The sequence below is a fragment of the Marinobacter sediminum genome (assembly GCF_023657445.1).
GTDB lineage: Bacteria > Pseudomonadota > Gammaproteobacteria > Pseudomonadales > Oleiphilaceae > Marinobacter > Marinobacter sediminum_A.
This window is the reverse complement of sequence record NZ_JAGTWY010000001.1, coordinates 2,841,463-2,867,440: the sequence shown is the minus strand read 5'-3', so window position 1 is coordinate 2,867,440 and position 25,978 is coordinate 2,841,463. Positions and strand designations below refer to the sequence as shown.

General features: G+C 56.4%; 22 protein-coding genes. 14 read left to right on the top strand and 8 right to left on the bottom strand.

What is annotated here, in order from left to right; translation table 11 throughout:
• Window positions 1-46 precede the first annotated feature (46 nt).
• On the top strand, window positions 47-2,188 hold the full coding sequence (gene ppk1 / locus KFJ24_RS13600) for a polyphosphate kinase 1 (protein ID WP_434968017.1): 2,142 nt from the start codon (window positions 47-49) through the stop codon (window positions 2,186-2,188).
• A gap of 13 nt (window positions 2,189-2,201) precedes the next feature.
• Window positions 2,202-3,491: a DUF945 family protein gene (locus KFJ24_RS13595; protein WP_250831626.1), complete on the top strand. Its 1,290-nt coding sequence runs from the start codon at window positions 2,202-2,204 to the stop codon at window positions 3,489-3,491.
• Window positions 3,492-3,537: 46 nt separating this feature from the next.
• Here KFJ24_RS13595 and KFJ24_RS13590 read toward each other — a convergent pair whose 3' ends face one another.
• The 3 genes from KFJ24_RS13590 to KFJ24_RS13575 all read right to left on the bottom strand — a co-directional run bounded on the left by KFJ24_RS13590 (window position 3,538) and on the right by KFJ24_RS13575 (window position 6,069).
• Window positions 3,538-3,786: a YfhL family 4Fe-4S dicluster ferredoxin gene (locus tag KFJ24_RS13590; protein WP_250831625.1), complete on the bottom strand. Its 249-nt coding sequence runs from the start codon at window positions 3,784-3,786 to the stop codon at window positions 3,538-3,540.
• Between the two features lie 11 nt (window positions 3,787-3,797).
• Window positions 3,798-4,280, bottom strand: a complete 483-nt coding sequence (gene coaD, locus KFJ24_RS13585; RefSeq protein ID WP_250831624.1) for a pantetheine-phosphate adenylyltransferase — start codon at window positions 4,278-4,280, stop codon at window positions 3,798-3,800.
• Between the two features lie 343 nt (window positions 4,281-4,623).
• Complete coding sequence (locus KFJ24_RS13575) at window positions 4,624-6,069, bottom strand: coniferyl aldehyde dehydrogenase (RefSeq protein ID WP_250831623.1); 1,446 nt, start codon at window positions 6,067-6,069, stop codon at window positions 4,624-4,626.
• 181 nt (window positions 6,070-6,250) lie between these two features.
• Here KFJ24_RS13575 and KFJ24_RS13570 point away from each other — a divergent pair, with 181 nt between their 5' ends.
• A complete protein-coding gene (locus KFJ24_RS13570; protein WP_250831622.1) occupies window positions 6,251-6,922 on the top strand; it encodes a TetR/AcrR family transcriptional regulator in 672 nt (223 codons plus the stop codon).
• A gap of 187 nt (window positions 6,923-7,109) precedes the next feature.
• On the opposite strand, the gene yihA is transcribed toward KFJ24_RS13570, so the two are convergent.
• Window positions 7,110-7,751: a ribosome biogenesis GTP-binding protein YihA/YsxC gene (gene yihA / locus KFJ24_RS13565; protein WP_250831621.1), complete on the bottom strand. Its 642-nt coding sequence runs from the start codon at window positions 7,749-7,751 to the stop codon at window positions 7,110-7,112.
• A 174-nt stretch (window positions 7,752-7,925) separates the two neighbouring features.
• On the opposite strand from yihA, the gene KFJ24_RS13560 reads away from it, so the two are divergent.
• From KFJ24_RS13560 to KFJ24_RS13550, 3 genes are all read left to right on the top strand, one after another.
• Window positions 7,926-8,534: a c-type cytochrome gene (locus KFJ24_RS13560; protein WP_250831620.1), complete on the top strand. Its 609-nt coding sequence runs from the start codon at window positions 7,926-7,928 to the stop codon at window positions 8,532-8,534.
• 162 nt (window positions 8,535-8,696) lie between these two features.
• Entirely contained in the window at window positions 8,697-9,335 is a 639-nt protein-coding gene (locus tag KFJ24_RS13555) for a thiol:disulfide interchange protein DsbA/DsbL (protein WP_250831619.1), read from the top strand.
• Window positions 9,336-9,393: 58 nt separating this feature from the next.
• On the top strand, window positions 9,394-10,254 hold the full coding sequence (locus KFJ24_RS13550; protein ID WP_250831618.1) for an endonuclease/exonuclease/phosphatase family protein: 861 nt from the start codon (window positions 9,394-9,396) through the stop codon (window positions 10,252-10,254).
• A 68-nt stretch (window positions 10,255-10,322) separates the two neighbouring features.
• Here KFJ24_RS13550 and rpmG read toward each other — a convergent pair whose 3' ends face one another.
• The 3 genes from rpmG to radC form a co-directional block, all read right to left on the bottom strand.
• Window positions 10,323-10,478, bottom strand: coding sequence for a 50S ribosomal protein L33 (gene rpmG / locus KFJ24_RS13545; RefSeq protein WP_007153739.1), 156 nt, complete (start codon window positions 10,476-10,478; stop codon window positions 10,323-10,325).
• An 11-nt stretch (window positions 10,479-10,489) separates the two neighbouring features.
• Complete coding sequence (rpmB, locus tag KFJ24_RS13540; RefSeq protein WP_114335425.1) at window positions 10,490-10,726, bottom strand: 50S ribosomal protein L28; 237 nt, start codon at window positions 10,724-10,726, stop codon at window positions 10,490-10,492.
• 217 nt (window positions 10,727-10,943) lie between these two features.
• Window positions 10,944-11,618, bottom strand: coding sequence for a RadC family protein (gene radC / locus KFJ24_RS13535; RefSeq protein WP_250831617.1), 675 nt, complete (start codon window positions 11,616-11,618; stop codon window positions 10,944-10,946).
• Window positions 11,619-11,806: 188 nt separating this feature from the next.
• Here radC and coaBC point away from each other — a divergent pair, with 188 nt between their 5' ends.
• The 7 genes from coaBC to argA all read left to right on the top strand — a co-directional run bounded on the left by coaBC (window position 11,807) and on the right by argA (window position 20,991).
• Window positions 11,807-13,009 (top strand): bifunctional phosphopantothenoylcysteine decarboxylase/phosphopantothenate--cysteine ligase CoaBC, encoded by a 1,203-nt coding sequence (gene coaBC / locus KFJ24_RS13530; protein ID WP_250831616.1) that lies wholly within the window; start codon window positions 11,807-11,809, stop codon window positions 13,007-13,009.
• A gap of 40 nt (window positions 13,010-13,049) precedes the next feature.
• The gene (gene dut / locus KFJ24_RS13525) at window positions 13,050-13,511 is read left to right on the top strand and encodes a dUTP diphosphatase (protein WP_250831615.1); all 462 of its coding nucleotides are present in this window, start codon (window positions 13,050-13,052) and stop codon (window positions 13,509-13,511) included.
• A gap of 95 nt (window positions 13,512-13,606) precedes the next feature.
• Window positions 13,607-16,240 (top strand): phosphomannomutase/phosphoglucomutase, encoded by a 2,634-nt coding sequence (locus tag KFJ24_RS18190; protein WP_284709193.1) that lies wholly within the window; start codon window positions 13,607-13,609, stop codon window positions 16,238-16,240.
• A 46-nt stretch (window positions 16,241-16,286) separates the two neighbouring features.
• Window positions 16,287-17,183, top strand: a complete 897-nt coding sequence (gene argB, locus KFJ24_RS13515) for an acetylglutamate kinase (RefSeq protein ID WP_250831614.1) — start codon at window positions 16,287-16,289, stop codon at window positions 17,181-17,183.
• Window positions 17,184-17,207: 24 nt separating this feature from the next.
• On the top strand, window positions 17,208-18,458 hold the full coding sequence (locus KFJ24_RS13510; protein ID WP_250831613.1) for an acetylornithine deacetylase: 1,251 nt from the start codon (window positions 17,208-17,210) through the stop codon (window positions 18,456-18,458).
• Between the two features lie 24 nt (window positions 18,459-18,482).
• Window positions 18,483-19,652 carry an acetylornithine deacetylase gene (gene argE, locus KFJ24_RS13505; RefSeq protein ID WP_250831612.1) on the top strand — a complete coding sequence of 390 codons (1,170 nt, stop codon included), beginning with the start codon at window positions 18,483-18,485 and terminating at the stop codon, window positions 19,650-19,652.
• A gap of 31 nt (window positions 19,653-19,683) precedes the next feature.
• Entirely contained in the window at window positions 19,684-20,991 is a 1,308-nt protein-coding gene (gene argA, locus KFJ24_RS13500; protein WP_250831611.1) for an amino-acid N-acetyltransferase, read from the top strand.
• Here argA and KFJ24_RS13495 read toward each other — a convergent pair.
• A complete protein-coding gene (locus KFJ24_RS13495; protein ID WP_250831610.1) occupies window positions 20,965-22,005 on the bottom strand; it encodes an aminopeptidase in 1,041 nt (346 codons plus the stop codon). The two genes, argA and KFJ24_RS13495, sit on opposite strands and share 27 nt — an antisense overlap.
• A 201-nt stretch (window positions 22,006-22,206) precedes the next feature.
• On the opposite strand from KFJ24_RS13495, the gene KFJ24_RS13490 reads away from it, so the two are divergent.
• Window positions 22,207-25,974, top strand: a complete 3,768-nt coding sequence (locus tag KFJ24_RS13490) for a DUF1631 family protein (RefSeq protein ID WP_250831609.1) — start codon at window positions 22,207-22,209, stop codon at window positions 25,972-25,974.
• Window positions 25,975-25,978: the final 4 nt, after the last annotated feature.

Genomic DNA, 25,978 nt, shown 5'->3' with positions numbered 1-25,978 from the left:
ATTGTCGGGTTTTGGCCGGTAATGCATAGACTGGAACAGAGGAATCATGACAACGGAAACGGTGAAGAACTCGACAATGGATGGTGGCAAAAGCGTTCCTGCACCGTTAGACGTGCCTCCGACCGGGGAGGACGTGAATCTGGACGCCAGCGAGAATTATTTCAACCGGGAATTGAGCCAGTTGCAGTTCAATTACCGGGTGCTGAAACAGGCGCTGGACACCACGCACCCGCTGATCAACCGTCTGATTTTCTGCTGTATCTTCAGCAGCAACATGGACGAGTTCTTTGAGATCCGCGTCGCTGGTTTGCGTCAGCAGATGAAATACGGCCGGGAAACGGTGGGCGTGGACGGCATGATGCCAGAGCAGGCCCTGGCGGAAATCAGCCGGGTTGCCCACGGCTACATCCATGAGCAATACGACATTATCAACAACGTCCTGATTCCGGAAATGGAGCAGGAAAACATCCACTTCGTCCGTCGCCGGGAGTGGACCCCGGCTCAGGCTGAGTGGGTACGAAATTATTTTGATGAAGAAATCCTGCCGGTGGTCAGTCCCATTGGGCTGGATCCATCCCATCCATTCCCCAGGCTGGTTAACAAAAGCCTGAATTTCATTGTCGAGCTGGACGGCAAGGATGCGTTTGGCCGGGAAACTGGCATGGCAATCGTACCGGCGCCCCGCTCCCTGCCCCGGCTGGTGCGCCTGCCGGACGAGGTGTGTGACGGTGGCGAGAATCTGGTGTTCCTGTCGTCCATGATCCACGCCCACGCCGATGAACTGTTCCCGGGTATGGAAGTGAAAGGGTGTTATCAGTTCCGCCTGACCCGGAACGCGGACCTTGAACTGGAAGACGATCTGGAAGATTTGGCTTCGGCCCTCCGCGGCGAATTGCTCAGTCGCCGCTTTGGTGACGGGGTGCGGCTGGAGGTTGCCGACAACTGCCCGCAAGAACTGATGCAGTTCCTGCTGACCGAGTTCGGTCTGACCGGGCGCGATCTCTATCAGGTTAATGGACCGGTTAACCTGACCCGGCTTTTGGCGGTGAGCGGTCTGGTCGATCGCCCGGACCTGACCTATTCCGGCTTCTCACCATCGATTCCAAAGCTGATTCGAAGCAAGGACTCGATGTTTGACAGCATCCGCAAGCGACCGATCCTGTTACTGCATCCCTATGAGAATTTCAGCCCGGTTGTCGACCTGTTGCGTCAGGCGGCCAAGGATCCTCAGGTGCTGGCGATTCGCCAGACCCTGTATCGGACCGGCGCAGACTCTGAGGTTGTGGAAGCACTGGCCGATGCTGCCCGGCGTGGCAAGGAGGTGACTGCCGTCATTGAGTTGCGGGCCCGTTTCAGTGAAGCGGAAAACCTGGAACTTGCCAGCCGTCTGCAGGAGGCGGGGGTAATCGTGGTTTACGGGGTGGTAGGTTACAAGACCCACGCCAAGATGATCCTGATTGTGCGGCGTGAGGAAGGGCGGCTGCGTCGTTATGTGCACCTCGGAACCGGTAATTACCACGCTGGTAATGCCCGGCTGTATACCGATTACAGCTTTATGACCTGTGACGAGTCCATCGGTGATGATGTAAACAAGCTTTTCCAGCAGCTGACAGGGATGGGCAAGGCCCTGAAGATCAAAAAACTGTTCCATTCCCCCTTCACCCTGCACTCCCGCCTGCTGAGTCTGATCGATCGTGAAGCCGGGTTTGGCGAGAAAGGCCGGATTATCTTCAAGTTCAATGCGCTGACGGAACCCCAGATTATCAAGGCGCTTTACCGGGCCTCCCAGGCGGGTGTGAAGGTTGACCTTATCATCCGGGGAATCTGTTGCCTGAGGCCCGAGGTGCCGGGACTCTCAGATAACATCCGGGTACGTTCCATCATTGGCCGTTTTCTTGAGCATACCCGGGTCTATTATTTCGGCAATAACGGCCGACCGGATGTTTACTGTTCCAGTGCGGACGCAATGGAGCGAAACCTCCTGAGTCGTGTGGAAACAGCGTTCCCGATTGAGGATCCTGCGCTGGTGGCCCGGGTTCGGGAAGATCTGGATACCTACCTTGCGGATAACTGCCAGTCCTGGGTGCTGCAACCCGATGGCAGTTACATCCAGAATCAGCCCGCTGAAGGTGAAGACCGGGTGGCGTCGCAACTGGTGCTGCTTGAGCGGTTAACCGGCAAATCCTGAACGGAGAGAACCCTTGCAGAAAAAATGGATGATTGCCGGAGCCGCAGTGCTGGCAGTAGCTGGCGCCATGCCCTGGGCCGTGGGGTATGTCACGGAGCAGCAATGGCAGGCAGCGACACAGGAAGTGAATCGTTCCCAGCCGTTTGTTCAGATGGAGACCGGGCAGTATCGTCGGGGCTTTCTCGGAGCCGAGCTGAAGGGATCTTTGAGGATCATAAATCCCGAGACGGGTGAGCCCCACAAGATTGACTATCAGGGTCATGTGACTCATGGAGTCACGGGAAGCCTGCTCGACTTTGAGCCCGCTGAGGGCTGGGCGCCAGAGGGTGCTGACTGGTTTCCGGAAGCATTGCCAAAGCTGACTCTTGAAACGCGGATATGGGGTACGGCGATCGTCGAGCTTGTTGCGCCGGTTATGTCCATTGCTGATACCGAAACGGGGGAGTCACTGAACTCCAGCGGAGGGCTGGCGCGTTTGGAAATCAGTAATGCCGGGTCTTCTGCCGAAGCGCTTTTGGTATGGCCGGCAGTCAGCCTTTCCGGACCCGATATGGATATCCGGATTTCCGATATTCATATGGAGCAGAGTATGGAACATCTGCGTGGTGATATCTGGACCGGAAACGGAGAAATGGCAATAGCTTCTGCTGCCGCTTCAATGACCGATGGCACCGCTGTGACCTTCCGTGGCTTTAGTCTCACCAGCGCCAGCGAGGCCACTCGCGGAGGCGCGCGCCTGGATTCCAGAGCAACGGTTGAGTTGGAAGAGGTTGCCCGTCAAGGCCAGAGCTATGGCCCTCACAGGCTGGTGCTGGCTCTTGGTAACCTGGATGTGGAAAGCTGGAATAACCTCACTGAGGGTATGTCTGAGTTGCAGGCCATGGCGCTTCAAAAGGAAGCCACAGGGGCGGTGCAACCGGAACAGCAGTTGGCTGCCATGGAAAAGATGAACACGTCATTGCGCGATCTCGCTGCCGCGGGATTTTCGGTCGGGTTTCCCGAGCTGGTCCTGTCAACGCCCGAGGGTGAGGTGCGAGGCAATGGGGTGATCAGTCACCCTGAGCTTACTGCGGATCAGAAGGCGGGTATGTTAATGGTGATGCAGCGGTTGACCGGCGAGATGAATCTGAGTCTGCCGGTAGCACTGGCAGAGAACTATCCGGAACTGCGGATGCAGTTGGCGCCATTAGTTAAACAGGGCCTGCTGGTTCAGGATGGCAACCGACTGAAAATGAAAGCAACCATGAAGGATCTCATGGTGGATGTTAATGGTACTGAAATCCCGCTCCCTCCGTTACTCTGAACGGCGGGCTTGAGCAATAAAAAAGCCCCTCACGGGGCTTGCAGTGTCAGCTGCCGGTTAGCCGGTGATATTTTTCCATCAGCTGCTCTTCAGTCTCCTTGTGGGCCGGGTCCAGGGGGATGCAATCAACCGGACAGACCTGTTGGCACTGGGGCTCGTCATAGTGCCCTACACATTCGGTGCATTTATTCGGATCAATCACGTAAATCTCGTCACCCGCCGAGATCGCCTCGTTGGGGCACTCGGGTTCACAGACGTCGCAGTTGATGCATTCGTCAGTAATGATCAGCGCCATCTGGTGGTACCTCAGGCTCGGTTAAACTTCTGTTTCAGGGCGGCCTCTACGGCAGGATCGACGAATTCCGAAACATCCCCGCCCAGAGAGGAAATTTCCCGAATGAGAGTCGAAGAGATGTAGGACAGGTGGTTCGCGGGCGTCAGGAAGACACTTTCCACTTCCGGGGCCAGTCGACGGTTCATGTCTGCCAGCTGGAATTCATACTCGAAGTCAGAGACAGCACGCAGGCCACGGAGAATCACGGTGGCACCCTGCTCACGTACGAAATCAGCAAGCAGATTGCTGAAGCCGGTAACGCTGACATTAGGGATATGAGCGGTTGCCTGACGAACCAGTTCGCAGCGCTCTTCGAGATTTAGCAAGGGCTGCTTCTTCGGATTGTAGGCAATGGCGACAATGATTTCATCGAACATGCGGCCGGCGCGTTCGATAAGGTCGGTGTGGCCGTTGGTAATGGGATCGAAGGTGCCCGGGTAGATGACTTTCGACATGCACAGCTCCTTTCTTTACAGGCGCCTAGAATATCAGCATTCTCCAGTTTTCTGTAGGTAGTGGTTGATCTGGAGATAGACGTCCGCGGATTCAGTTATCGGCTGATGGCTAATGCCTCAAACGCTGAGCCAAACGGGTGCTGTTTCTCGCCGCCAGTGCATAGACCGAAAGCTGGGGATTGGCGCCAATGCTGGTCGGTAAACAGTCGAACTCGAGGTGGCTCCATGCAGATCGCTCATCGGTTCTCTCTGCTTATTATTCGAGTTTTTGTTTCAAGATGGCACTGGAATCCGGTTGCCGAAGGTGAGGGTGCATTCGGCAACCGGATTCCAGGATCAATGGTCAGCGAATAAAGAACTTATATACCATCTTGTGGGCGGCAGTTCCGTGAGGTGCATACACAAGTTTGCCGCTGTTGCACTTCTGCTTGGAGAAAATTGCGCGGTGATGGGAGAAAGTCAGAAAGCCTTCCTCACCATGGTAGTGTCCCATGCCGGAATCTCCGATTCCGCCAAAGGGCAGGTCATCCTGGGCAACGTGCATCAGGGAATCGTTAATGCACATGCCACCGGAGTGTGTGTTGTCCACCACGTGCTGTTGCTGGGTCTTGTCGTAGCCAAAGTAATAGAGCGCCAGGGGCCTTGGGCGGTCGTTGATGTAGTGAATGGCTTCGTCCATGCTCCCGTAACTGACCACTGGCAGCAGCGGACCGAAGATTTCGTCCTGCATCACTTTCATATCTGCTGTGGTTTTCAGAATCAGGGTCAGCGGAATCTTTCGGGTGCCGTCTTTCAGGTTTTCCCTCGCCGGATTGATTTCGATGATTTCGGCACCTTTGGCGCGAGCATCCTCAATGTAGCCCTGCAGCCGATCGTACTGCCGTTCGTTGATGATCGCGGTGAAATCATCATTATCGCGCAGGCTCGGGTACATCTCTGCAAAACGGGTGCGGAACTCGTCAACGAATGCTTGCGTCCGGTCAGCCGGGCAGAGCACGTAGTCTGGCGCAACGCAGGTCTGGCCGGCATTGAACGCCTTGCCAAAGGCAATGCGCTGAGCCGCGTCTTCCATGGGGATATCCGGCGATACGATGGCCGGTGACTTGCCTCCCAGTTCCAGCGTCACCGGTGTCAGGTTTTCCGCCGCTGCGCGCATGACCATCTTGCCGACAGAGGTTGAGCCTGTGAACAGCAGGTGATCGAAGGGCCGGGATGAGAAGTCTGCGGCTACGTCTGCTTCCCCGGTAATGACCGACACAAGTTCCTCCGGGAAGGAGGCCTCAATGATCTCCTTCAGCAGTGCCGAAGCGTGGGGGGTGTACTCGGACATCTTGATCATGGTCCGGTTACCGGCGGCCAGCGAGGCCACCAGAGGTCCAACGGCGAGATACAGTGGATAGTTCCAGGGTACGATCACACCGACGACACCCTTGGGCTGGTAATGAACCCTGTTGCTGGCCGGCTGGAACAGCACTGAAACATGGCGTTTCGAGGGCTTCATCCAGTCCTTGAGGTTTTTCAGGGTGTAGTTGATGCCCTGAATCGACGGCATAACCTCGGCGATCAGCGATTCGTCTCTGGAGCGACAGCTGAAATCGCGATCAATTGCTTCCAGAAGGCGGTCCTGGTTAGTCAGGAGGGCTCGCTTCAACCGCTTCAGGTTTTCCTGTCGTTCGGTCAGGGACGGTGCCGGGTTATTGCGGAAAGCGTTTTTCTGATCTTCAAAGACCCGGTGCGTGTGCTGAATTTGCTTTTTGCTCTCGGTAAGCTGGACGACAGTGGCTCCCACGGCGTTCTCCCCTGTATGGTGCGGTCTCATCGGACTGGCAACCTGTTTTTGTGAGGTGGCTAAAAAATGCTCAGTTTGCACTATGAGGTATTATTAGAGTATATACTCTAGAGAGTCAAGTGAGGTCCGGTGGCCTATCGGGCCATGTGTGTACCTGATAACAACAAACGCCGGCGAGTTTATGAAAACGAGAGACAAGATACTGCTCTGCAGCCTGGAATTGTTTAATGAGAGGGGTGAGCGGAACGTCACCACCAATCACATTGCGGCGCATCTGGCGATTTCTCCGGGCAATCTGTATTACCATTTTCGCAACAAGTCAGACATCATTTACGAAATTTTCCTGGAATACGAAAAGCTGGTGGATTTTTACCTGGATATTCCGGAAGACCGCCCCATGACGCTGGATGACATGACGTTCTATCTGGAATCGGTGTTCGATGGGCTCTGGAGTTACCGGTTTTTTCACCGGGATCTTGAGTATTTGCTGGATAGCGATCAACGTCTGCGTCAGGACTATCGGGAATTTACCAGGCGGTGCCTGGCTGCCATCAGCCGTATTTTCGAGAAGCTGGCGGAGGCGGGCATCATCGAGGCTCAGCCGGAAGCGCTTCGCGCAGCCATGTCCCTGAACGTCTGGCTGGTGATCACCAACTGGATGGCGTTCCTGAAAACAGCCCACGCTGAGGAGACCTACGCCAGTCTGACCCTGAATGAGTTGAAGCAGGGGATCTATCAGGTACTGACACTGGAAATTCCGTACCTTACGACAGCCTATCGCGAGCGGGTTATGGCCTTGAGGGAGAACTATCGGCCGTTCTTGCCTGAGCGGGAGATGCAGGGGTGTAAGTAGAAGCCGAAAAACAGATCAATAAATGATCGGTTATGGAACTTTCTCTGAATCCTTCGATCACAGTTAGTGACGTAGGAAATCCGGACATTTCTTGCGTTGCCTGAGTGAGTTCTCAGGTTTTAGCACGTCGCAAACCCTGACGTTCCGCCGGTCTGTCTTCTGGCAGACCGGCTTTTTTATGCCCTGTTCAGGGGGTCTCGTCCATGTCAGGCGCTTCCAGCCAATCTGTCAGTGCCTCACGGCATTCCTCGACGCCTCGCTTTGACGTCGCGGAAAACATGATGAGGTGTTCCACGCATGAAAAGGCTTTCAGGTTTTTCGCGATCCCCATCATGGCCGTTTTGGCCTGTCCGAATTTCAGTTTGTCTGCCTTGGTCGCCAAAATCATCAGTGGAAGGTTGTTATGTTCACACCATTCCACCATCATTTGATCGAAATCGGTCAGCGGGTGGCGGATATCCATCACCAGAACGAGGCCGCGCAGGCAGCGCCGGTCGTTGAGGTAGTGCCCGAGATGTTTTTGCCAGTCGTCTTTCATGTCCCGGGAAACTTTGGCGTAGCCATAACCCGGGAGATCGACGAGCCGGCAACCCTCGCGGTTGAGCGTGAAGAAGTTGATCAGGCGGGTACGGCCTGGTGTTTTGCTCGTTCGGGCCAGCTTGCCGTTAGCGGTAATGGCGTTCAGTGCACTGGATTTACCGGCATTGGAACGTCCGGCAAAAGCGACTTCAGCACCATGATCCGGCGGGCACTCATCCAGTTTGGAGGCGCTGATCAGGAAACGGGCACTGTTAAAAGAGATGGTTTTTTGAGTCAGATCAGGGTCCACAGCGGTTGGCTTTCCTTTGGATTTCAGTTATCAGGGATTAATGTATAATGCTACACCAAATCCGGGCGGCGCGCTGAGCGTGACCGCTGTCAGCCCCGGTTTTGAGCCTGACTGGTCAGTGCCTGCCGGCTGCACAATAAAGAATACCTTTAAGATGAGAGAAGCGGAGCGAGCATGAAAAAACTGATCGCAGGAGTTGTTCTCGGTGTTAGCCTCACAGCGATGGCTCACGGGGCAGGAGATCCTCAAGCGGGCGAACAGAACGCAGCGGTGTGTGCCGGCTGTCACGGCCAGGGTGGCCAGAAGCCGATAATGGGTGCGTATCCCAAGCTTTCGGGCCTGGGAGAAAAGTATTTGCACAATCAGCTCATGGCAATTCAGTCGGGCGATCGCGCGATTCCTGAAATGACCGGCCTGCTGGATGGCAAGTCTGACCAGGAGTTGCAGGATCTGGCGGCCTATTTTAACAGTCAGGACATGGTCGTTAGTCAGGCCAATCCGGATCTGGTTGACCAGGGCGCGGCCCTGTACCGGGGTGGCAATATGGCTTCCGGTGTGCCGGCGTGTGCTGGCTGTCATAATCCCAGGGGTCTCGGCAATGAGCCGGGCGGCTACCCGCGTCTGGGTGGTCAGAGTGCGGAATACGTGGTCAAGCAGCTGCAAGCCTATCGTGACGGAACCCGGGCAACCGGTTCCAACGCAGCCATCATGATGGATGTCGCCGCGAAGCTGACCGATGCGGAGATTGAAGCTGTTGCGAACTACGTGTCAGGCCTGAACTAATAGATTGGTTCTGGATGGTATTTCAGAAAACCCCGCGTCAGGCGGGGTTTTTTGTTGCTTACCGGTCTGTAACCCTCTCTTTTGGCCGCCTGTATGGAACTTTCCGGGCTGCCTGAGTCATAATCCCTCACACTCATGAATTGAAGATACCGGAGATGATCAATGATCAGAACACTCGGAACTGCCGCTTTCATGGCTATGATTTTTGCATTTGGTGTCCCTGCCAGCGCAGAAACCTGGGAGGAGGGGACGCACTATCAGGAGCTCGATACGCCGGTGCGGACCGATAGCGATGGCAAGATCGAGGTCGCGGAAGTGTTCTGGTATGGGTGCCCCCATTGTTACAACTTCAAGCCAATCGTTGAGGCGTGGGAAAAAGACCTTTCCGATGACGTGCGTTTTGTCATGATGCCTGCGGCCCTCGGTCGGTCCTGGGAGCCTCATGCCCGCGCTTACTATGCGTTGGAAGCGATGGGTGAGCTGGAGAAGGTGCACGATGCCCTGTTTGATGCCCTGGCGGGAGAGCGTCGCCCCCTGAATACACCGGAAGCTCTGGCAGATTTTGTTGCCGGGTACGGTGTGGATGCTGAATCGTTTCTCAGCAATTACCAGAGCTTTGGCGTGAACGCCCGAATGCAGCAGGCGCAGTCAAAGATCCGGGGTGCGCGGATTACCGGCGTTCCGACTATGCTGGTAAATGGGAAGTACAAGGTGAGCGCTTCCATGGCAGGTGGCCATGAAGCCGTGCTGGAGGTCGTTGATTACCTGATTGCCAGGGAGCGTGATACCGGAGCAGAGTAACGCATAGTGCCTGTGGCTTCGCCGCTGCAGGCAGCCGGAAACACGTTGGGCTGTCATCATGTACAAACGAATCCGCAAGCAACTGAATGGCATGGTCAGCCCGGTCAAAGGGCCACGTGGCACGTGTTCAGGGCTGGACCATGTCCCGGCATTCGAACCTCATCGTTATATCCGTCTGCTGACCTTCAACATTCAGGTCGGTATCAACACGTCGTCCTACCGGCATTATCTGACCCGAAGCTGGCAGCATATACTTCCCCATCGTCGGCGGATTGAAAATCTGGATCGTATCGCCCGCCTGATCAGAAATTACGACGTGATTGCGCTTCAGGAGTGTGACGGGGGCAGTCTGCGTAGTGGTTATATCAATCAGGTCCAGTATCTTGCGGAAGCCGCCAGCATTCCATATTGGTACCAGCAACTGAACCGTAATCTCGGCCAGATTGCACAGCACAGTAATGGCCTGCTGAGTCGTTACCGTCCACTTGATGTCACCGAACACAAATTGCCGGGCCTCATTCCCGGGCGGGGCGCGATCATTGCCCGCTACGGTTCTGAGGATGATCCACTGGTGCTGGTGCTAATGCATCTGTCTCTCAGCAAGGCAGCACAGCAAAGGCAACTCGGGTATATCAGGGAACAGATCGAGGACTATCAGCACGTTGTGCTGATGGGAGATATGAATAACCACGCGGAAGAGTTGTTAACGCAGACACCGCTTAAAGGAACCAACCTTGTGCCGCTGCCGGATACCGCTCACAGTTTTCCGAGCTGGCGGCCTGAGAAAGCGCTTGATCATATTCTGGTCAGTCCTTCACTGGAAATTCGCCGCTCGGAAGTGGTGAGTTATCCAGTATCGGATCACTTGCCAATTGCGTTGGATGTGGCGCTGCCCAAGGGCTATCTGGAAGCCTTTTAGCTGCTTTCTGTTAACGCACAAAAAAACCCGGCACATGGCCGGGTTTTTTGTGGATGCCAGATCAATAATTACTTGATCTTGGCTTCCTTGTACGCAACGTGCTTGCGGACGACCGGATCGTACTTTTTGATCTCGATCTTTTCCGGAGTGTTACGCTTGTTCTTGTTGGTCGTGTAGAAGTGACCAGTGCCTGCTGACGATACCAGCTTGATTTTCTCGCGCATGATGCGGCTCCTTAAAATTTCTCGCCGCGGGCACGAAGATCGGCCAGCACAGCGTCAATGCCTTTTTTGTCGATGATGCGCATGCCCTTGGTGGATACGCGCAGCTTCACGAAACGCTTCTCGGATTCAACCCAGAAACGGTGGTTCTGCAGATTAGGCAGAAAACGACGACGAGTGTGGTTCATCGCGTGGGAAACATTATTACCGGTAACCGGACGCTTACCGGTAACCTGACAAACTCTGGACATACTTGCCTCCGACCTGAGCAATGGTCTCAATATACGAATTCGTTTTTAATGCGTCTCTGGTTGCTGAGGAGCACTTACGCTCCCTTTCGCGCCTCTAAACTGAACGCTGCTCGCCAGACGCCGCCAGAAAGGGACGCTTTTATACCAGAACTGCCACCCTAACGCAAAAAATTGTTGGGAATTTGGCCAGTTTTTCGACCGTCGCGTTCGCGTACACTTACATCAGCCCCCGTTCCGCGAGCGATATTACCTCACCATGGCCCACAACCATATGGTCAAGAACCCTGATATCGACCAGACCCAGTGCTTCCTTCAATCTGCGGGTCAGGGAAATATCTGCCTGGCTGGGCTCTGCGACCCCGGAGGGGTGATTGTGGGCGAATATGACGGCTGCAGCATTATCTTCGAGTGCCTGGCGCACAACCTCTCTGGGGTAGACGGCCGCGCCATCAATGGTACCGCGAAACAGCTCCCGGTAGTGGATAATCCGGTGTCGGTTATCAAGGAAAAGGCCGGCGAATACCTCGTGGGGGTAGGTTCCAAGCCGACTGGTCAGAAACCGGCGAGTGTCTTCCGGCGAGCGCAATGGGTTGCCCTGGCGCAGGGGTTCGTCCATGACGCGCCTTGCCATTTCCATGGCAGCCTGCACCTGGGCGTACTTGGCCGAACCCAGGCCTTTGACATGGCAAAACTGGCGCCGGGAGGCGGTCATTAAACCCCTGAGGCTGCCAAACTCATCAATTAGTGCTCTTGCCATTGCCATGACAGGTACGCCGGCGGTGCCGGTGCGAAGAAAGATGGCCAGCAGTTCGGAATCGGAGAGGGTTGGCGCCCCGTGGTTCAGCAGGCGTTCCCGTGGACGTTCGTCCGTGGGCCAGTCAGAGTTGGGCATTAAGGCTTCCTTGCGTAGTGGATCCGGTGAGTCGTGGCGCTTCCTGCGCCGGGACCTGTGTCTCAGGGTTACAAAGGTTACTTCAAAAAGTAACAATCGGTAAATGTCTGGAAGGGTTGGCAGGCTGTCTGCTTTGCCGGACCGTGCTATCTTATAAGCCTTTCTTTTTGCAACGATACGGAGCCCGTATGGCCGCCAAACGAATTCTGCTGGGCATCACCGGCGGTATTGCTGCCTATAAGAGCGCAGAGCTGGTTCGCTTGCTGAAAAAGGCAGGACATAGTGTGCGGGTGGTTATGACCCGGGGAGCCGAAGCGTTTGTTACACCATTAACGTTCCAGGCACTGAGTGGTGAACCGGTGCGTACATCGCTGCTGGACCCTGAGGCGGAATCAGGCATGGGGCATATTGAACTGGCTAAATGGGCGGATCAGGTTGTGATTGCGCCGGCGTCGGCTGATTTCATTGCTCGCCTGGCCCAGGGCATGGCAGACGACCTTCTGACGACTTTGTGTTGTGCCACGGAAGCGCCCATTGCCATTGCCCCGGCAATGAACCAGGCCATGTGGGGCAATAACCGTACGCAGCGGAATATCCGGCTGCTGCAGGAAGACTCCCAGATCTGCCTGTGGGGCCCGGATCAGGGTCAGCAGGCCTGTGGTGATACCGGGCCAGGCCGTATGCTTGAGCCGGCGGAACTGGTCGGGCTCATTAATCATGATCGCTCTCAGGGGCCACTGGCAGGCAAGCAGGTTATCATTACGGCTGGCCCCACCCGTGAGCCGATTGATCCGGTTCGTTACATCAGCAATCACAGCTCGGGGAAGATGGGTTACGCACTGGCTGCTGCCGCCCATGATGCCGGCGCTGACGTTATTCTTGTCAGCGGGCCGGTTAACATTCCGGTTCCCGCGGGGGTTGAGGTTCGCCATGCTTCTACCGCCGAGGATATGCTGCGAGAGTCGAGTGCCGCCGTAGATGCCGGTTGTGACCTGTTTGTGGCAAGCGCTGCCGTCGCTGATTATCGCCCGGAGACATGTGTCGGAGACAAGATCAAGAAATCCAGTGATCAGATGTCACTCTCGCTGGTGCGCAATCCGGATACCCTGGCAACGATCGCGGCCCGTGAGGATGCGCCCTTCACAGTGGGATTTGCCGCGGAAACGTCCGATGTAGCCCATTACGCCACTGAAAAAATGCAGCGCAAGAAGCTCAGGATGATCGTGGCAAACGACGTATCCACCCCGGGGCTTGGCTTCAATAGTGAGAACAATGCGGTCACTGTTTTCTGGTCTGATGGTCAGGAGTCAATCGGCCCGGACAGTAAACAGCAGATCGCAGCGCGCCTGGTGGCGCTGATTGCTGAACATCTCGAAAGGGCTGGGTGTTAATCCGGCACCACCCTGGACCATTTCAAATAAAGGACAGTTCATGACCAGAAAAAAACTGCAGGTGCGGGTACTGGACGACCGTATCGGAAACCAGATTGCTTTCCCCGAGTATGCGACGGATGGTTCCGCCGGGCTTGATCTTCGCGCCTGTCTGGATGAACCGCTGACACTGGCACCGGGTGAGACACAGCTCATAAAGACCGGCTTGTCCGTTCATATTGCCGATCCGTCTCTCGCGGCCATGATCCTGCCAAGAAGTGGCCTCGGCCATAAACACGGCATCGTGCTGGGGAACCTGGTGGGGCTGATTGATTCGGATTATCAGGGCGAGCTTATGGTGTCTTGCTGGAACCGTGGCCAGACCACCTTCACTGTCGAGATTGGCGAACGCATCGCCCAGCTCGTTCTGGTGCCCGTCGTTCAGGCGGACTTTGAAGTTGTTCCGGAGTTCGATACCAGTGTCCGCGGTGAGGGCGGTTTCGGCTCTACAGGCACACACTAAGACCCTGCCGCCCACGCAGAATCGTGGGTCGGCGTCTATACTTTGCGGATATTCAATTTCTCCTGGAAGAAAAAAATACAACTGCAGGATGGGCTATGAAGCTGGGTAAGAAGACCTCCGACACGTCCGTTGATGAAAAACCCGCCAAAAAGGGGGCAAAAACCGAGAAAAAAAAGGCCACCGCCCGCGCCGGGCTGAAACGCCTTAATTCAGTAGCTACCAGCCAGGCGCTGGTGGTTGTTCTGGTTGGGGTTGTTGCCTCGGCGCTGATTCATTTTCTCGTAGTTCAGCCTTCGGCCACCAAGCAACTTGAGATCCAGAAAACGATTGAGGCTGACGGCGCTGCTCTTCGGCTTAACCAGTATCTCGGTTTAATGCAAGAGAGCGTTAACAGTCTGGCGGGCCGGCCGGATGTCATCACCGCGGTATCTGAGCGCAGTGGTATTCCTGTGGCAGAGGATGCTCTGACTGACGCTTTGCCCGGTATAGAGGGGGTTTATCTGTTTCCTTACCGGATGATCCCCAGAACGGTCAATGGTGACGCATTGCTGGGTTTTGCCGGACTGGAACTTGCCAGAGAGGCGGAAGCCGGTCAGGTCCTGCATCCGGATGCTTTCTCCAGGGATAATCGCTGGTTCCTTCAGATGGCGACTCCGGTTCGAAATCCGGTCAGTAATGCCGTGACAGGCAGCCTGTTGGTGGTTTTTGATGCGACGCAGTTGCGGCCCCTGCTGCAGGTTGTTAATCCGCGGCTCGGTGGACAGTTGGCGCTGATCCAGACCGTCTCCGGTTCCTCAAGAGCCGTGGTCAGCAACGGTAGTGCTTCGGGGGCAGCAGAAACCCGGCCATTGTCCAACCCCGACTGGTCGGTAGCGTACACGCCGGCCAGGTCCCCTGCAGCGCCGGTGGACATTATCATGATTGCGTTGCTGGTTGGCGCACCCGCGCTGGTCGCTGCGATTCTCATATGGGTGTTGCTCAGCGGAGCGCAACGGGGCCTGCGGAAAGATTTGGCGGTACTGATTCAGTGGTCGCACAAGGTGTTTGGTGGTGAGCGGATAAAGCTACCGGCGTTTCAGTGGGATATGGTGGCTTCTACTGGTGAGGTATTGCTCCGCCTGTCTCAGGTCGTAGACAAGCGCATTACCAAGGCAGCCGGAACGGCGAAGCCAAAGCAGCAGGCGGCTAAAAAGTCTTCTTCTCCAGACTCCGGTGAGCCGTTGTTCCAGGACAATGATATGCCGGAGATCGACATGCTTGACGGTGACGAAGATGTGTTGGGCTTTGGTAGTGGAGAAGACAGTGTTTTGGGGAGTGGCGATACGCCTGATGTTGAAGAGGTTGCGTTGCCGCAGGTTGAGCTGTCTCCGGATATTTTCCGCGCTTATGACATCCGCGGTATTGTGGATGAAAATCTGACCCCCGATGTTGTTCAGGTCATCGGCCGGGCCATTGGTTCGGAAGCTGTTGAACGTGGCATTGATGCGCTCTGCATCGGTTATGACGGTCGTCACTCCAGTCCTGACCTGGCCGATGCCCTGGCTCGAGGCATTATGGCAACCGGGTGTAACGTGATTCACGTGGGTGCCGTGCCGACCCCTGTGCTCTATTTCGCCACCCATGAACTTCAGACCGGGTCCGGGGTTATGGTAACCGGAAGCCACAATCCCCCGAACTACAATGGCCTCAAAATCATGCTGGGCGGTGATACGCTCTCTGGTGAGGCTATACAGAAACTCTATCAGCGCACCCGGACAGGCGATTTTGCCAGCGGTCAGGGCGGTCAGTCGTCCGAAGACGTTCGCCGCGCCTACCTGGATCGTATCGTTGGCGACATTGCCGTTGCTGCGCCGCTCAAGGTCGTGGTTGATGCCGGTAATGGCATTGCCGGCGAACTCGCACCCATACTGATTGAAGAGCTCGGCTGTGAAGTGGTGCCGATCTATTGTGACGTAGACGGTGATTTCCCGAATCATCATCCGGATCCCGGTAAACCCGCCAACCTGGCGGACCTGATTGCCAAAGTGAAAGAAGAGGGCGCTGATCTCGGGGTGGCTTTTGACGGTGATGGTGACCGACTGGGTCTGGTCACCAACACTGGCAAGATTATCTGGCCGGACAGGCTGTTGATGCTGTTCGCCCGCGACGTGGTATCCCGTAATCCCGGAGCCGACGTGCTCTATGACGTGAAGTGCAGCCGTCGCCTTGCCGGAGTGATCTCTGAGGCTGGCGGCCGGCCTATCATGTGGAAAACGGGTCATTCCCTGATGAAGGCCAAAATGAAAGAGACCGGAGCCCTGCTGGCCGGCGAGATGAGTGGCCACATCTTCTTTGGCGAACGCTGGTACGGGTTTGACGATGGTCTATACTCAGCCGCTCGTCTTCTGGAGGTCCTTGGTATTGACGATCGTCACAGTGACGAAGTGTTTGAAGACTTCCCGGATGATATCAGTACACCTGAGCTGAATGTCGAGGTGACCGAAAGCAGCAAATTCGCGATCATTGAGCGCCTTGGACAGGAAGGTGACTTCAGGGACGGTAACATCAGCACCATTGATGGCATTCGTGTCGATTATGCCGATGGCTGGGGGCTGTGTCGCGCGTCCAATACCACGCCGGTACTGGTGCTGAGGTTCGAGGCGGAAACCGAAGAGGCTCTTGAGCGGATCAAAGGTCTGTTCCGGGAACAGCTAAGCAAAGTGGCCCCCGATATTGCAGTGGATTTCTGATCGCTGATTATTCAATGTGTTAACTACGGATTATTAAGGCAGCAACATGGCGCTGGATCGTGAAACAGCAATGCAGGTGGCTTCAGTTCTGAGTCGCGGCCTGCCCTATATTCAACGGTTTACCGGTAAGACCGTGGTGATCAAGTATGGCGGTAACGCCATGGACAATGAGGAGCTGAAGAGCAGCTTTGCCCGCGATGTGGTGTTGATGAAACTGGTGGGTATCAATCCTATTGTTGTCCATGGTGGCGGCCCCCAGATCGGGGAACTGCTGGAGCGTCTGAACATTAAGTCCAGATTCGTCAATGGCATGCGGGTAACCGATTCCGAGACCATGGACGTTGTGGAAATGGTTCTTGGTGGCCAGGTCAACAAGGAAATTGTGTCCCTGATCAATGCTCAGGGTGGCACAGCAGTCGGTCTGACCGGCAAAGATGCGAACCTGATCCGTGCCCGCAAACTGGAAGTGGTCGACCGTTCGCCGGAACTGGAACGCCCTGAGATCATCGATATCGGGCATGTTGGCGAGGTTGCCAGTGTCAATGTGGACGTAATCGATATGCTGACCCGGAGCAATGTGATCCCGGTCATCGCGCCGATTGGTGTTGGCCCCGACGGTGCCTCCTACAACATCAACGCTGATCTGGTCGCCGGTAAAGTGGCTGAGGCGATGAAAGCGGAGAAGCTGATTCTGCTAACCAACGTTTCTGGTCTCAAGAGCAAGGAAGGCAATGTACTGACGGGTCTGACAGCACAGCAGGTCAATGACCTGATTGACGATGGCACTATCCACGGCGGCATGCTGCCCAAGATTCGCTGTGCCTTGAACGCCGTCGAAAACGGCGTGCAGACCTCCCACATCATCGACGGCCGGGTGGCCCATGCCTGCTTGCTGGAAATCTTCACCGACGAGGGTGTCGGCACTCTGATTTCCCGCAACTGAAGGCGCTGCCTGAGGAGTTTCCGGATGAAGCGCCTGCTCACAATGCTGGTTGTTCTAGCTCTGCTTGGTTTTGCCGGTTTCAAGGCTGCTGTCTGGTGGCTGACGGACCAGCGCATGGCTGAGGCGAGAACGGCTCTTGATGACTGGGGTGTCCTCCAGCGCGGCACCATTGGTTCAGGCCTCGACGGGCATATGATGCTAGTCGGAAGCAGTTGGCAGGACTTCCGGCTAACTCAGCCCCTGGATATCGGCCGGGTGGAATTTGATGCCGGATCACCGGTTGACTTGCTGACTGCACTTGCCGACCCCACCAGACTGCCCGCCAGTTGGGAAATACAGGGGGAGGGACTGGGGCTCATCCTGGAGGCGACCATGCTTCGCAACTGGGTAACTGCCGATGGTGAGAACAGCGAAGGTGAGCCTGCGCTGTTTGTTCTTTCCTGTGCGCCGGATCCGCGGCAGCAGATTGGTGGTGGTGACCTGATGCGCATGGGTATTACCGGCCTTTCGGGTGAGTTCATGCTTCGCCAGAATCCGGACGGCCTGTATGCCGAACTGAACACCGCCGGCACTGGCAGTCTGGAACTGGGCTGGCCGGATACCCGCCTTGATCTCACCGAGCCTGAAGCGGCTTGGGCCAGCTCTTCCGGCCCCATGCTTATTACCCTGCGCGACGGAGGACTGATGCGACGGGTTGCCGCCTATTGTGCCCGGGAGGCAGGACTGGAAACGCCGGAGTGGGCAGGGCGGGTTCTGGATGCATTCCGCCGGGGCCTGGAAGCCCGGGGACTGGTCGCAAGCAAGCAGTTACTGGCCCTGTATCGACAATGGCTGCTGGAAGGAGGTGAGCTTACCCTGACGCTTCGTCCAGGTGCACCGGCATATGGTATTCCGGTCTATCCCCCTGGCAGTGAGGCCCCGGAACCTGGCTTGGACGTCAAATATAACGGGGCTGTTGTGCCCGATGTGTATTTGCAGGAAGTAGCAGCAGTTATTCCGCAACGTTCGAAGGACGCTGTGGAGCCGGTTACTCCCCGGGAGAATACTGAAGTTGAAGGGTGGTATGCTGACACCATTGAGAATGCTGGTAACTGGATCGATCACAGGGTCCGGGTAACGCTCTCCAATGAAAACGTGGTTGAAGGTCGGCTGGTGAGCGTCAGTGATCGCGAGCTGGAGGTGGCCAGTGTGGTTGCCGGAGGTGAGGTGGCTTACCCTATGCTGGTGCGCGCCATTACCGGATTTGAGGTGTGGCGGCGCGGCCGCACGGAATGACCCTGCTGGGTCTGAGAGGAGCTTATGTCGCAGTCCGCAGTTAATACCGCGGCGGTGCCAGGCATCAAGGATATGCTGGCCCGCCTGATTTCCCTGCCATCGATCAGTAGCGCGTCTCCCAATTGGGACCACAGCAATGAAGCGGTTGTGCGGGTCCTGGCGGAGTGGCTGGAGCCTCTCGGATTTCAGATTGAGATTCTGGCAGTGCCTGGTATGCCAGGCAAATACAATCTGATTGCGACTCTGGGCAGCGGCTCTGGTGGCCTTGTGCTGTCCGGCCATACCGATACCGTGCCGTTTGACGACAAGCGCTGGCAGAGTGACCCTTTTACCCTCACCGAGCGGGATAACCGCTGGTATGGGCTGGGAACCTGCGATATGAAAGGGTTCTTTGCACTTGCCATTGAGGCTGCCAGGGAATTTGCAGGACAGGACCTGAAGGAACCGCTGATCATCCTGGCGACGGCCGACGAGGAAAGTTCCATGAACGGCGCACGGGCACTGGCCGAAGCCGGTAAGCCCAAAGGCCGTTATGCAGTGATTGGTGAGCCAACCAGCCTGAAGCCGGTGCGTATGCACAAAGGCATTATGATGGAACGCCTGAAATTTGAGGGCCAGTCTGGTCATTCCTCGAACCCGGCGCTGGGCCGCAATGCCATTGAAGGGATGCACGAGGCACTGACGGAATTGATCAACTTGCGCAGTCAGTGGCAGGAACAGTATCGCAACCCGAATTTTGAGGTTCAGGTGCCTACACTGAATCCGGGGTGTATCCACGGTGGTGATAACCCCAACCGGATATGCGGCGAATGTGAACTGCACTTTGATTTGCGGCCTTTGCCAGGCATGAATATGGAGTCGCTACGTCAGACCATCCTGAGCACGCTCCGGCCGGTCGCCGAGCGGCGGGAACTGTCGATGGTATTCGAGCCCCTGTTTGATGGTGTCCCGCCGTTTGAGACACCGGCCGATGCGGCATTGGTCAGAGCCTGCGAAAAGCTGACCGGCCATACCGCTCACGCTGTAGCGTTTGCGACCGAGGCTCCCTGGTTGCAGAAACTGGGCCTCGAGACCCTGGTCATGGGGCCTGGTTCCATTGACCAGGCCCATCAACCGGACGAGTTTCTGGAGCTGTCACAGCTGGAACCAACGGTTCGGATTCTCAAGGGCCTGATCCGCCAGTTCTGCCTATAAACTGCCTGTAACGACTGACTTGGAGACCGGGTTGAAATCAAACGAGTGGCTGCACGGATTCCGGCATTCATCTCCCTATATCAATGCCCACCGTGGCCGAACGGTGGTGCTGACGATTCCGGGGGATGCCATCGAGCACGGGAATTTCATCAACATCATTCATGACATCGCACTGTTGAGCAGCCTTGGTGTGCGACTGGTGGTGGCGTATGGGGCACGGCCCCAAATACAGTCCCGCCTGGACCGGGCTGGTGTTGAGTCATCCTTTGCCAGCGGCCTGCGTGTTACGCCGGAAAATCATCTGCCGATGGTCATGGAGGCTACTGGCGGGTTGCGGGCCTATCTGGAAAGTCAGCTTTCCATGGGGCTGGTGAATTCGCCTATGCACAATGCCCGTATCAGGGTTAGCAGCGGGAATTACGTTGCGGCCAAACCAGTGGGGGTGCTCAATGGCATTGATTTTGGCCATACCGGTAAGGTTCGCCGTGTTGACGTAGCGGGGATTGATAAGCTGCTGGAACTGGGACACATTGTCCTGTTGCCTCCCATGGGGTACTCGCCTACTGGCGACGCCTTCAATCTTTCCTATGAAGATGTGGGTAGCCAGGTGGCAGCTGCGCTTCAGGCGGAAAAGCTGATGGTCTTTATTGACGAGCAGGGCTTACTGGACGAAGACGGCACTCTGGTTCGGGAGCTTTCCGCTCGCCAGGCCTCGGAGCGGCTGGCGGCCGGGACGATAGTCGGCCACGATGCGTCGTTGTTGAAAGCGGCCTGTGATGCCTGCGTAAAGGGAGTGCGGCGCGCGCACATTATCAGCTATGTGAAAGATGGCGCCCTGCTGGAAGAAATGTTTACCCGGGACGGTTCGGGCACGCTGGTCAGTGGTGATAATTATGAGCAGATCCGGCAAGCCAGGGCAGAAGATATTGGCGGCATCCTGGAATTGATCCAGCCGTTGGAGGAACAGGGTATTTTGGTGCGGCGTTCCCGCGAGAAGCTGGAAACCGAGGTTGACCGGTTTGTGGTTGTAGAGCGTGACGGCACAGTTGTCGGTTGCGCCGCGCTTTACAGTTATCCGGATGAAGATGCCGGAGAGCTATCCTGTTTTGCTGTAGACCCCCATTATCGTCGTGGGGGGCGAGGTGACGAGATCCTGGCCATGGTGGAGAAACTGGCCCGGGCGCAGGGTGTCCACAAACTGTTCGTGCTTACCACGCAGGCTGAACACTGGTTCCGGGAGCGTGGTTTTCAGTCTTCGTCTATTAATGCCTTGCCAGGCCCCAAGTTGGCCTCCTACAACACCCAGCGGAACTCAAAAGTCTTCTTTAAACCTCTCTGACAGCTCGGTGAGCGTGCGTATACGCTCGTTCGCTGGCAGTTCGGACAGCGCCGTTACCGACCGGTAAAACGCAGGAAAACTATCTCCGTTGTCCCGAAGCAGCTGGCGGAATCCGGCTACATACTGGTTGTACTGCCTGAACAACGCCAGGTTGGCGTTGTTCAGCGCGGAGGGGCTCTCGCCAAAAGGACCGGGCTGCTGCCATTGCTCTGATAGCCTTTGGTAGTTCCGGAGCAGGTTGCCCAGTATGGTCGACTTGCGTTGTCGAAGTTGCTGACGGGTCAGCGTGCCCTGCTGGCGATAGAGCTGTTCAAGCTCATCGGTCGCTTTTCGTACCAGTGCGACTGTCTGGTTGCGCTGCTGCAGGCGTTCAAGTGCTCGCTGGAAAGCTACAGGATTTCCTTGCTGAGTTAACCAGAGCTTCAGGCCTTCCAGTTCCACTGCGGTCGCGAAGCTCTCGTTGAAGGCGGTGTCGTTGTCAATATAAACCACCCGGTGTGCCAGCTCATGGAACATCAGTGCCACCATGCGGTCTTCGGGCAGACTGGTAAAGCCTGAGTGAAGAGGGTCGTCGAACCACCCGAGGGTGGAATAGGCAGTGACACCGCCAATAAACGTATCGTATCCGTCTTCCCTGAACGCACTCCGTTCACGCCTGGCATCCTCGAGACTGAAATAGCCTCGATAGGCCTGGCAACCGAGGAACGGATAGCACCAGCGGTGTGGCTCCAGCGAAAACTCCGGTACGGCTACAAGGTTGACCACGACCCAGGGCCGGCCCAGTTCCACGTAATTGGAAAAGGCCTCTTTCACAGGCAGCTCCAGTGTGTTCGTGGCGAATAACCGGGCTTGCTGTGAGATAAGCAGCTTCCGCTGGAGCTCCGGAGAAGTTGCGTTGCCAGCGATAAATTCGTCTACCGGCTCACCGGCCATCATCAGTGACAGATGCCCCCCAATAGCCTGGCTGTAGTAGCTAATGGTCGTACACCCGCTTAGGCCTGTTGCCAGTAGCAAAAACAGATAGATCTGACTAAGCTGTCTTATGGAGCAGGATGTTATAATGGCGCCGGATACCTGTAGAATTCAGGTTAATATACTATAAACATAGTTCCCATAGTGGCAGGTGCCAACAGTCACCGTTTTCAGGGACGCGAGTCGGATCGGGACAAGTGTTCCCGCCCGGTGTTTCCGGCTTTGCAAGATATCAGGTAGTTCATGGATCCGAGAGAACGTCGTAGCAGCCCCCGTAAACCTATCAAACTGGCAGCCCAGGTCGATCTGGGAGGCGGAGAGCACTGGCCTTGCCAGATTGCGGATTTTTGTGCCGAAGGGCTGTTTATTCGCTATTCAGGCGAAACCTCCCGGAAACTTGATCGAGCCCTGGCTTCCGGCAATCCTCCGGAACTGGTGGTGCGGTTTCGCAGCATCGATGGCCAGCGCCGTCATGAGTTGCACGTCAGTATTGTCCGTCGCATCGACGGCGCCATGGGTGTGAACTTCACGCGCGCCAACCCCGAGGCCGTGGATGCGATGCTGCAGCAATGTGGTGGCTCTCGGAATCAGGAGCGTTCCTCGCTCCGGCCCCCGAGTGACCGTGTTCAGTTCGTGCTGCATCAGGCCGCCAAATCAGTTATCCAGTTTATCGAGCCGCTCATGGATGCCTGCTTCCTGCAGATGGTTGCAGCACTGAAGCAGTCGGCGGAGAAGGCTTCAAACGATCAGCAGGCGAACGAGTTCATGGATGCATCCGGGCAGCTCCAGGCCCGCCAGCGGGTTATCTGGCATCAGATGGCCCGCAACCTTGAGTCGCCACTGAAACCGGCCCCGAAGGGCTTCCCAGGCTCAGAGCTATCGGTGGTGGACAAAGGGGAGTTTGAGGACTGGCTTACCATTCGGGTGATGGTGACCAAAGCGGATACCCAATACCGGGGTGACCTGCTCCAGTTAAAACTCCGTCTCGACAAACTCGGCATTGCCAATGCAACGGGCCATCATAATCCTCTCGGCCCTTCGCTTGTCTGTGAGTCCTTTCATGCCGGGCTGAGTCATCTCAAAGGCTCGCGCGAGGTCGAGAAAGTCTGCCTCAAGGCCTTTGAGCAAGCGGTCCTGTTGAAGCTGGATCCCCTCTACAAGGAGCTGAACAGTATTCTGATCCGGCACGGGGTGTTGCCGGATCTGGACCTCAGCAAGTACCTGAGCGAGAAAGCGGCGGCAAAGTCAGAATCCAAGGCCGTACCCGAGACCAGCCCGGTGACTGAAGGCTCCTCACCGGGTAAGCAAACCGAAGCAAAAACGAGCGAAAAGCCCAGAGCGTCCGGTTCCGGGCGTCGTTTTGATGCCAGTCGGGCAGGTGGTGAATTCCGCGGCCATGCGCAGGCTGCTCAAACAGCGTTTGCCACCGTTCGAAATCTGATCAGCACCCTGACTGCAAGCCGGATTGCCAGCGGGGATCCCGAACCCGTGGCATTCCCGCCCAATGCCCGGCCACTCTCCGCCGGTGAGTTTCAGCGCGAGCTTCAGCAGTTGCAGGTGCAGGCATCGGATCCATCGGCAGAGCAGGTGCCACTCAAGGAGCGGGTGGTTGAAAAGATCCGCGAGAGCGGGGAGACCAAACTTAATGAAGAGCAGCAGGGTACGGTCGACGTTGTGGACCGTTTTTTCAGGTCTGTGGTCGAGAGTCCCAAGCTCAGCGAATACGCTCAGGAACGGATGCGCCAGCTGGAAGTTCCGGTCCTTAAGGTGGTCATGCGAGATCCTGCTTTCTTTGACGACCAGGACAGTCCGGTACGTGGCGTGATGAACCGGCTTGCACAGCTGGGGGTGAAAGGTGGCCGAGTCAACCCGGTTGTGCAGCGTAAGGTGGATGAGCTGGTTCAGCGAATTACCACGGATTTTGAGCAGGATACCGGGGTGTTCGAGCAGACGGTGCAGGAACTCGACTCCCTGATTGATCGACAAAACCTGGTCTACCGGCGCAATGTGGAACGGGTCACCGCAGCGGCCGAGGGCGCTCAGAAAGTGGCTGAGTCCAAGACTGCCGTTGCCGACATGCTGAATCAGAAGCTGGCTGGCCGGAAGGTTCCCAAGGCCGTGCTGAGCTTGCTCGATGGAGGCTGGCGCGACTTGCTGTCACTGACCTGGATTCGCCAGGGGCCGGACAGTCAGCTCTGGCACGATTACCTGGCGGTGATTGATTCCCTGCTGTCTTTTGCCGATGACCCAGACAGCGCCGTCAACCTGCCTGAGCTCTTGAGGGTGATCCAGGACGGGCTGGCTTCGATCTCCAGCAACCATATGCCCTCGTCGCAGATTCGTGATGAGCTGAAACAGTTCCTGGTTCGAAGCCCGGACAATGCGCCCGAACTGGTGGAGGTTCCAGCTGCGCAACCGGACAAGGAAGATAAGCAGACCGCCATGTCCGAGCGCGAACAGCGCAGCCTTCAGCGCTGGATTAAACGAGTCCAGCAGTTGCGCACTGGCGACTGGCTCCGGGATCAGGACAAGCCGGATGACCCTCAGTACATTCGCCTGGTCTGGATTGCCCGTGGTTTCAGCCGGTTTGTCTTTGTAAACCATCAGGGCATGCGTGTGGTTGAGCTGGAACTTGAGGCTCTGGCCCGTCACATGCGTAAGGGCATTATTGTTCCTGATGGCCAGTATGAGCGACCGCTGGTGGATGAGAGCATCGATCGCATGGTTAGTAAGGTGTATGACCAGCTGTCCTGGGCATCCACCCATGATGAGCTGACAGGGCTTCTGGGGCGCCGCGAGTTCGAGCGCATGCTCGATCAGCAGCTGGCACGTCGGGAGGATGTGCGGGCGTTGTTGAGAATCGACCTTCGCCGTTTCCGGTTGCTGAATGATACCGCTGGATACCAGGCGGGAGATGCCACCCTGAAAAAGGTTGCGGATATTCTGGGTCGTCATGTGGAGGATGGCATGCCTCTGGCCCGACTGGCGGGCAATGAATTCGGGATGCTGGTGCCGGCCGAGAACGCCATGCAGGTAGCGAAGGACCTGATCAGGTCATTGGAGGAGGCCGAGTTCACCTTTGATGGTCGCACCTACCGCCTTTCAGCCAGCGCAGGCGTGGTGCCCGAGCAGCCGGCGCTGGTTAGCGCCGAACGCTGGCTAAGAGCCTCTGAGCAGGCTCTGGCGGCGTCCAGACAGCAGGGGCATGGCAAAGTCGCTGAGCACGCACTGGATGCCGGTGATCAGGCTCGCCAGGAACAGATTGCTGCCAAAGTGGCTGGCCTCAGTGACCTCAATGAGGAGCGCATGCTGCTGAGGTGTCAGAAGATCATTCCGTTGCATGCCAAGGCGGCAATGTCGCCCCAGTATGAGGTGCTTATCAGCATGTATGACGATGCTGGCAACCTCATTACCGGCAGGGACTTTGTGCGCATGGCGGAGAGGTATGACCGGATGCAGGCGGTGGATCGCTGGGTGGTCGGTCATATGCTGGACTGGTTGCAGGAGAAAGCACCGGATCCCCGCCACCTGGGCGGTATTTGTATTAACCTGTCCGGTTACTCCCTCAACGACCAGTCCCTGCTGGAGTTCATCTACGAGAAGCTGAGCCAGAAGGATGCACCGATTGAACGGCTTTGGTTTGAGCTTACGGAGGCCTCTGCGATCAATGATATTGAAGCGGTGGCTGACTTTATTCTGGAAATGAAGGAGCTCGGGTGCCGCTTCTGTCTGGGTAATTTTGGTAGTGGGCCGAGTTCGTTCCAGTTTATGCGGTCGCTGCCGGTGGATTTCATCAAGATCGACAGTGCTTTCACCAGCCAGCTCACCACCAGTGAAACTGATCGGGCCATGGTGCAGTCCATGGTTGAGATGGCGCACTATATGAAGCGGGAAGTGATTGCCTCCAAGGTTGAATCCCGGGACGTTCTGGATATGCTGACACAACTGGGTGTGGATTACGCTCAGGGCTTCGTAGTCGAGAAGCCCCGCTTACTCGACAGCCTTACCTGATCTT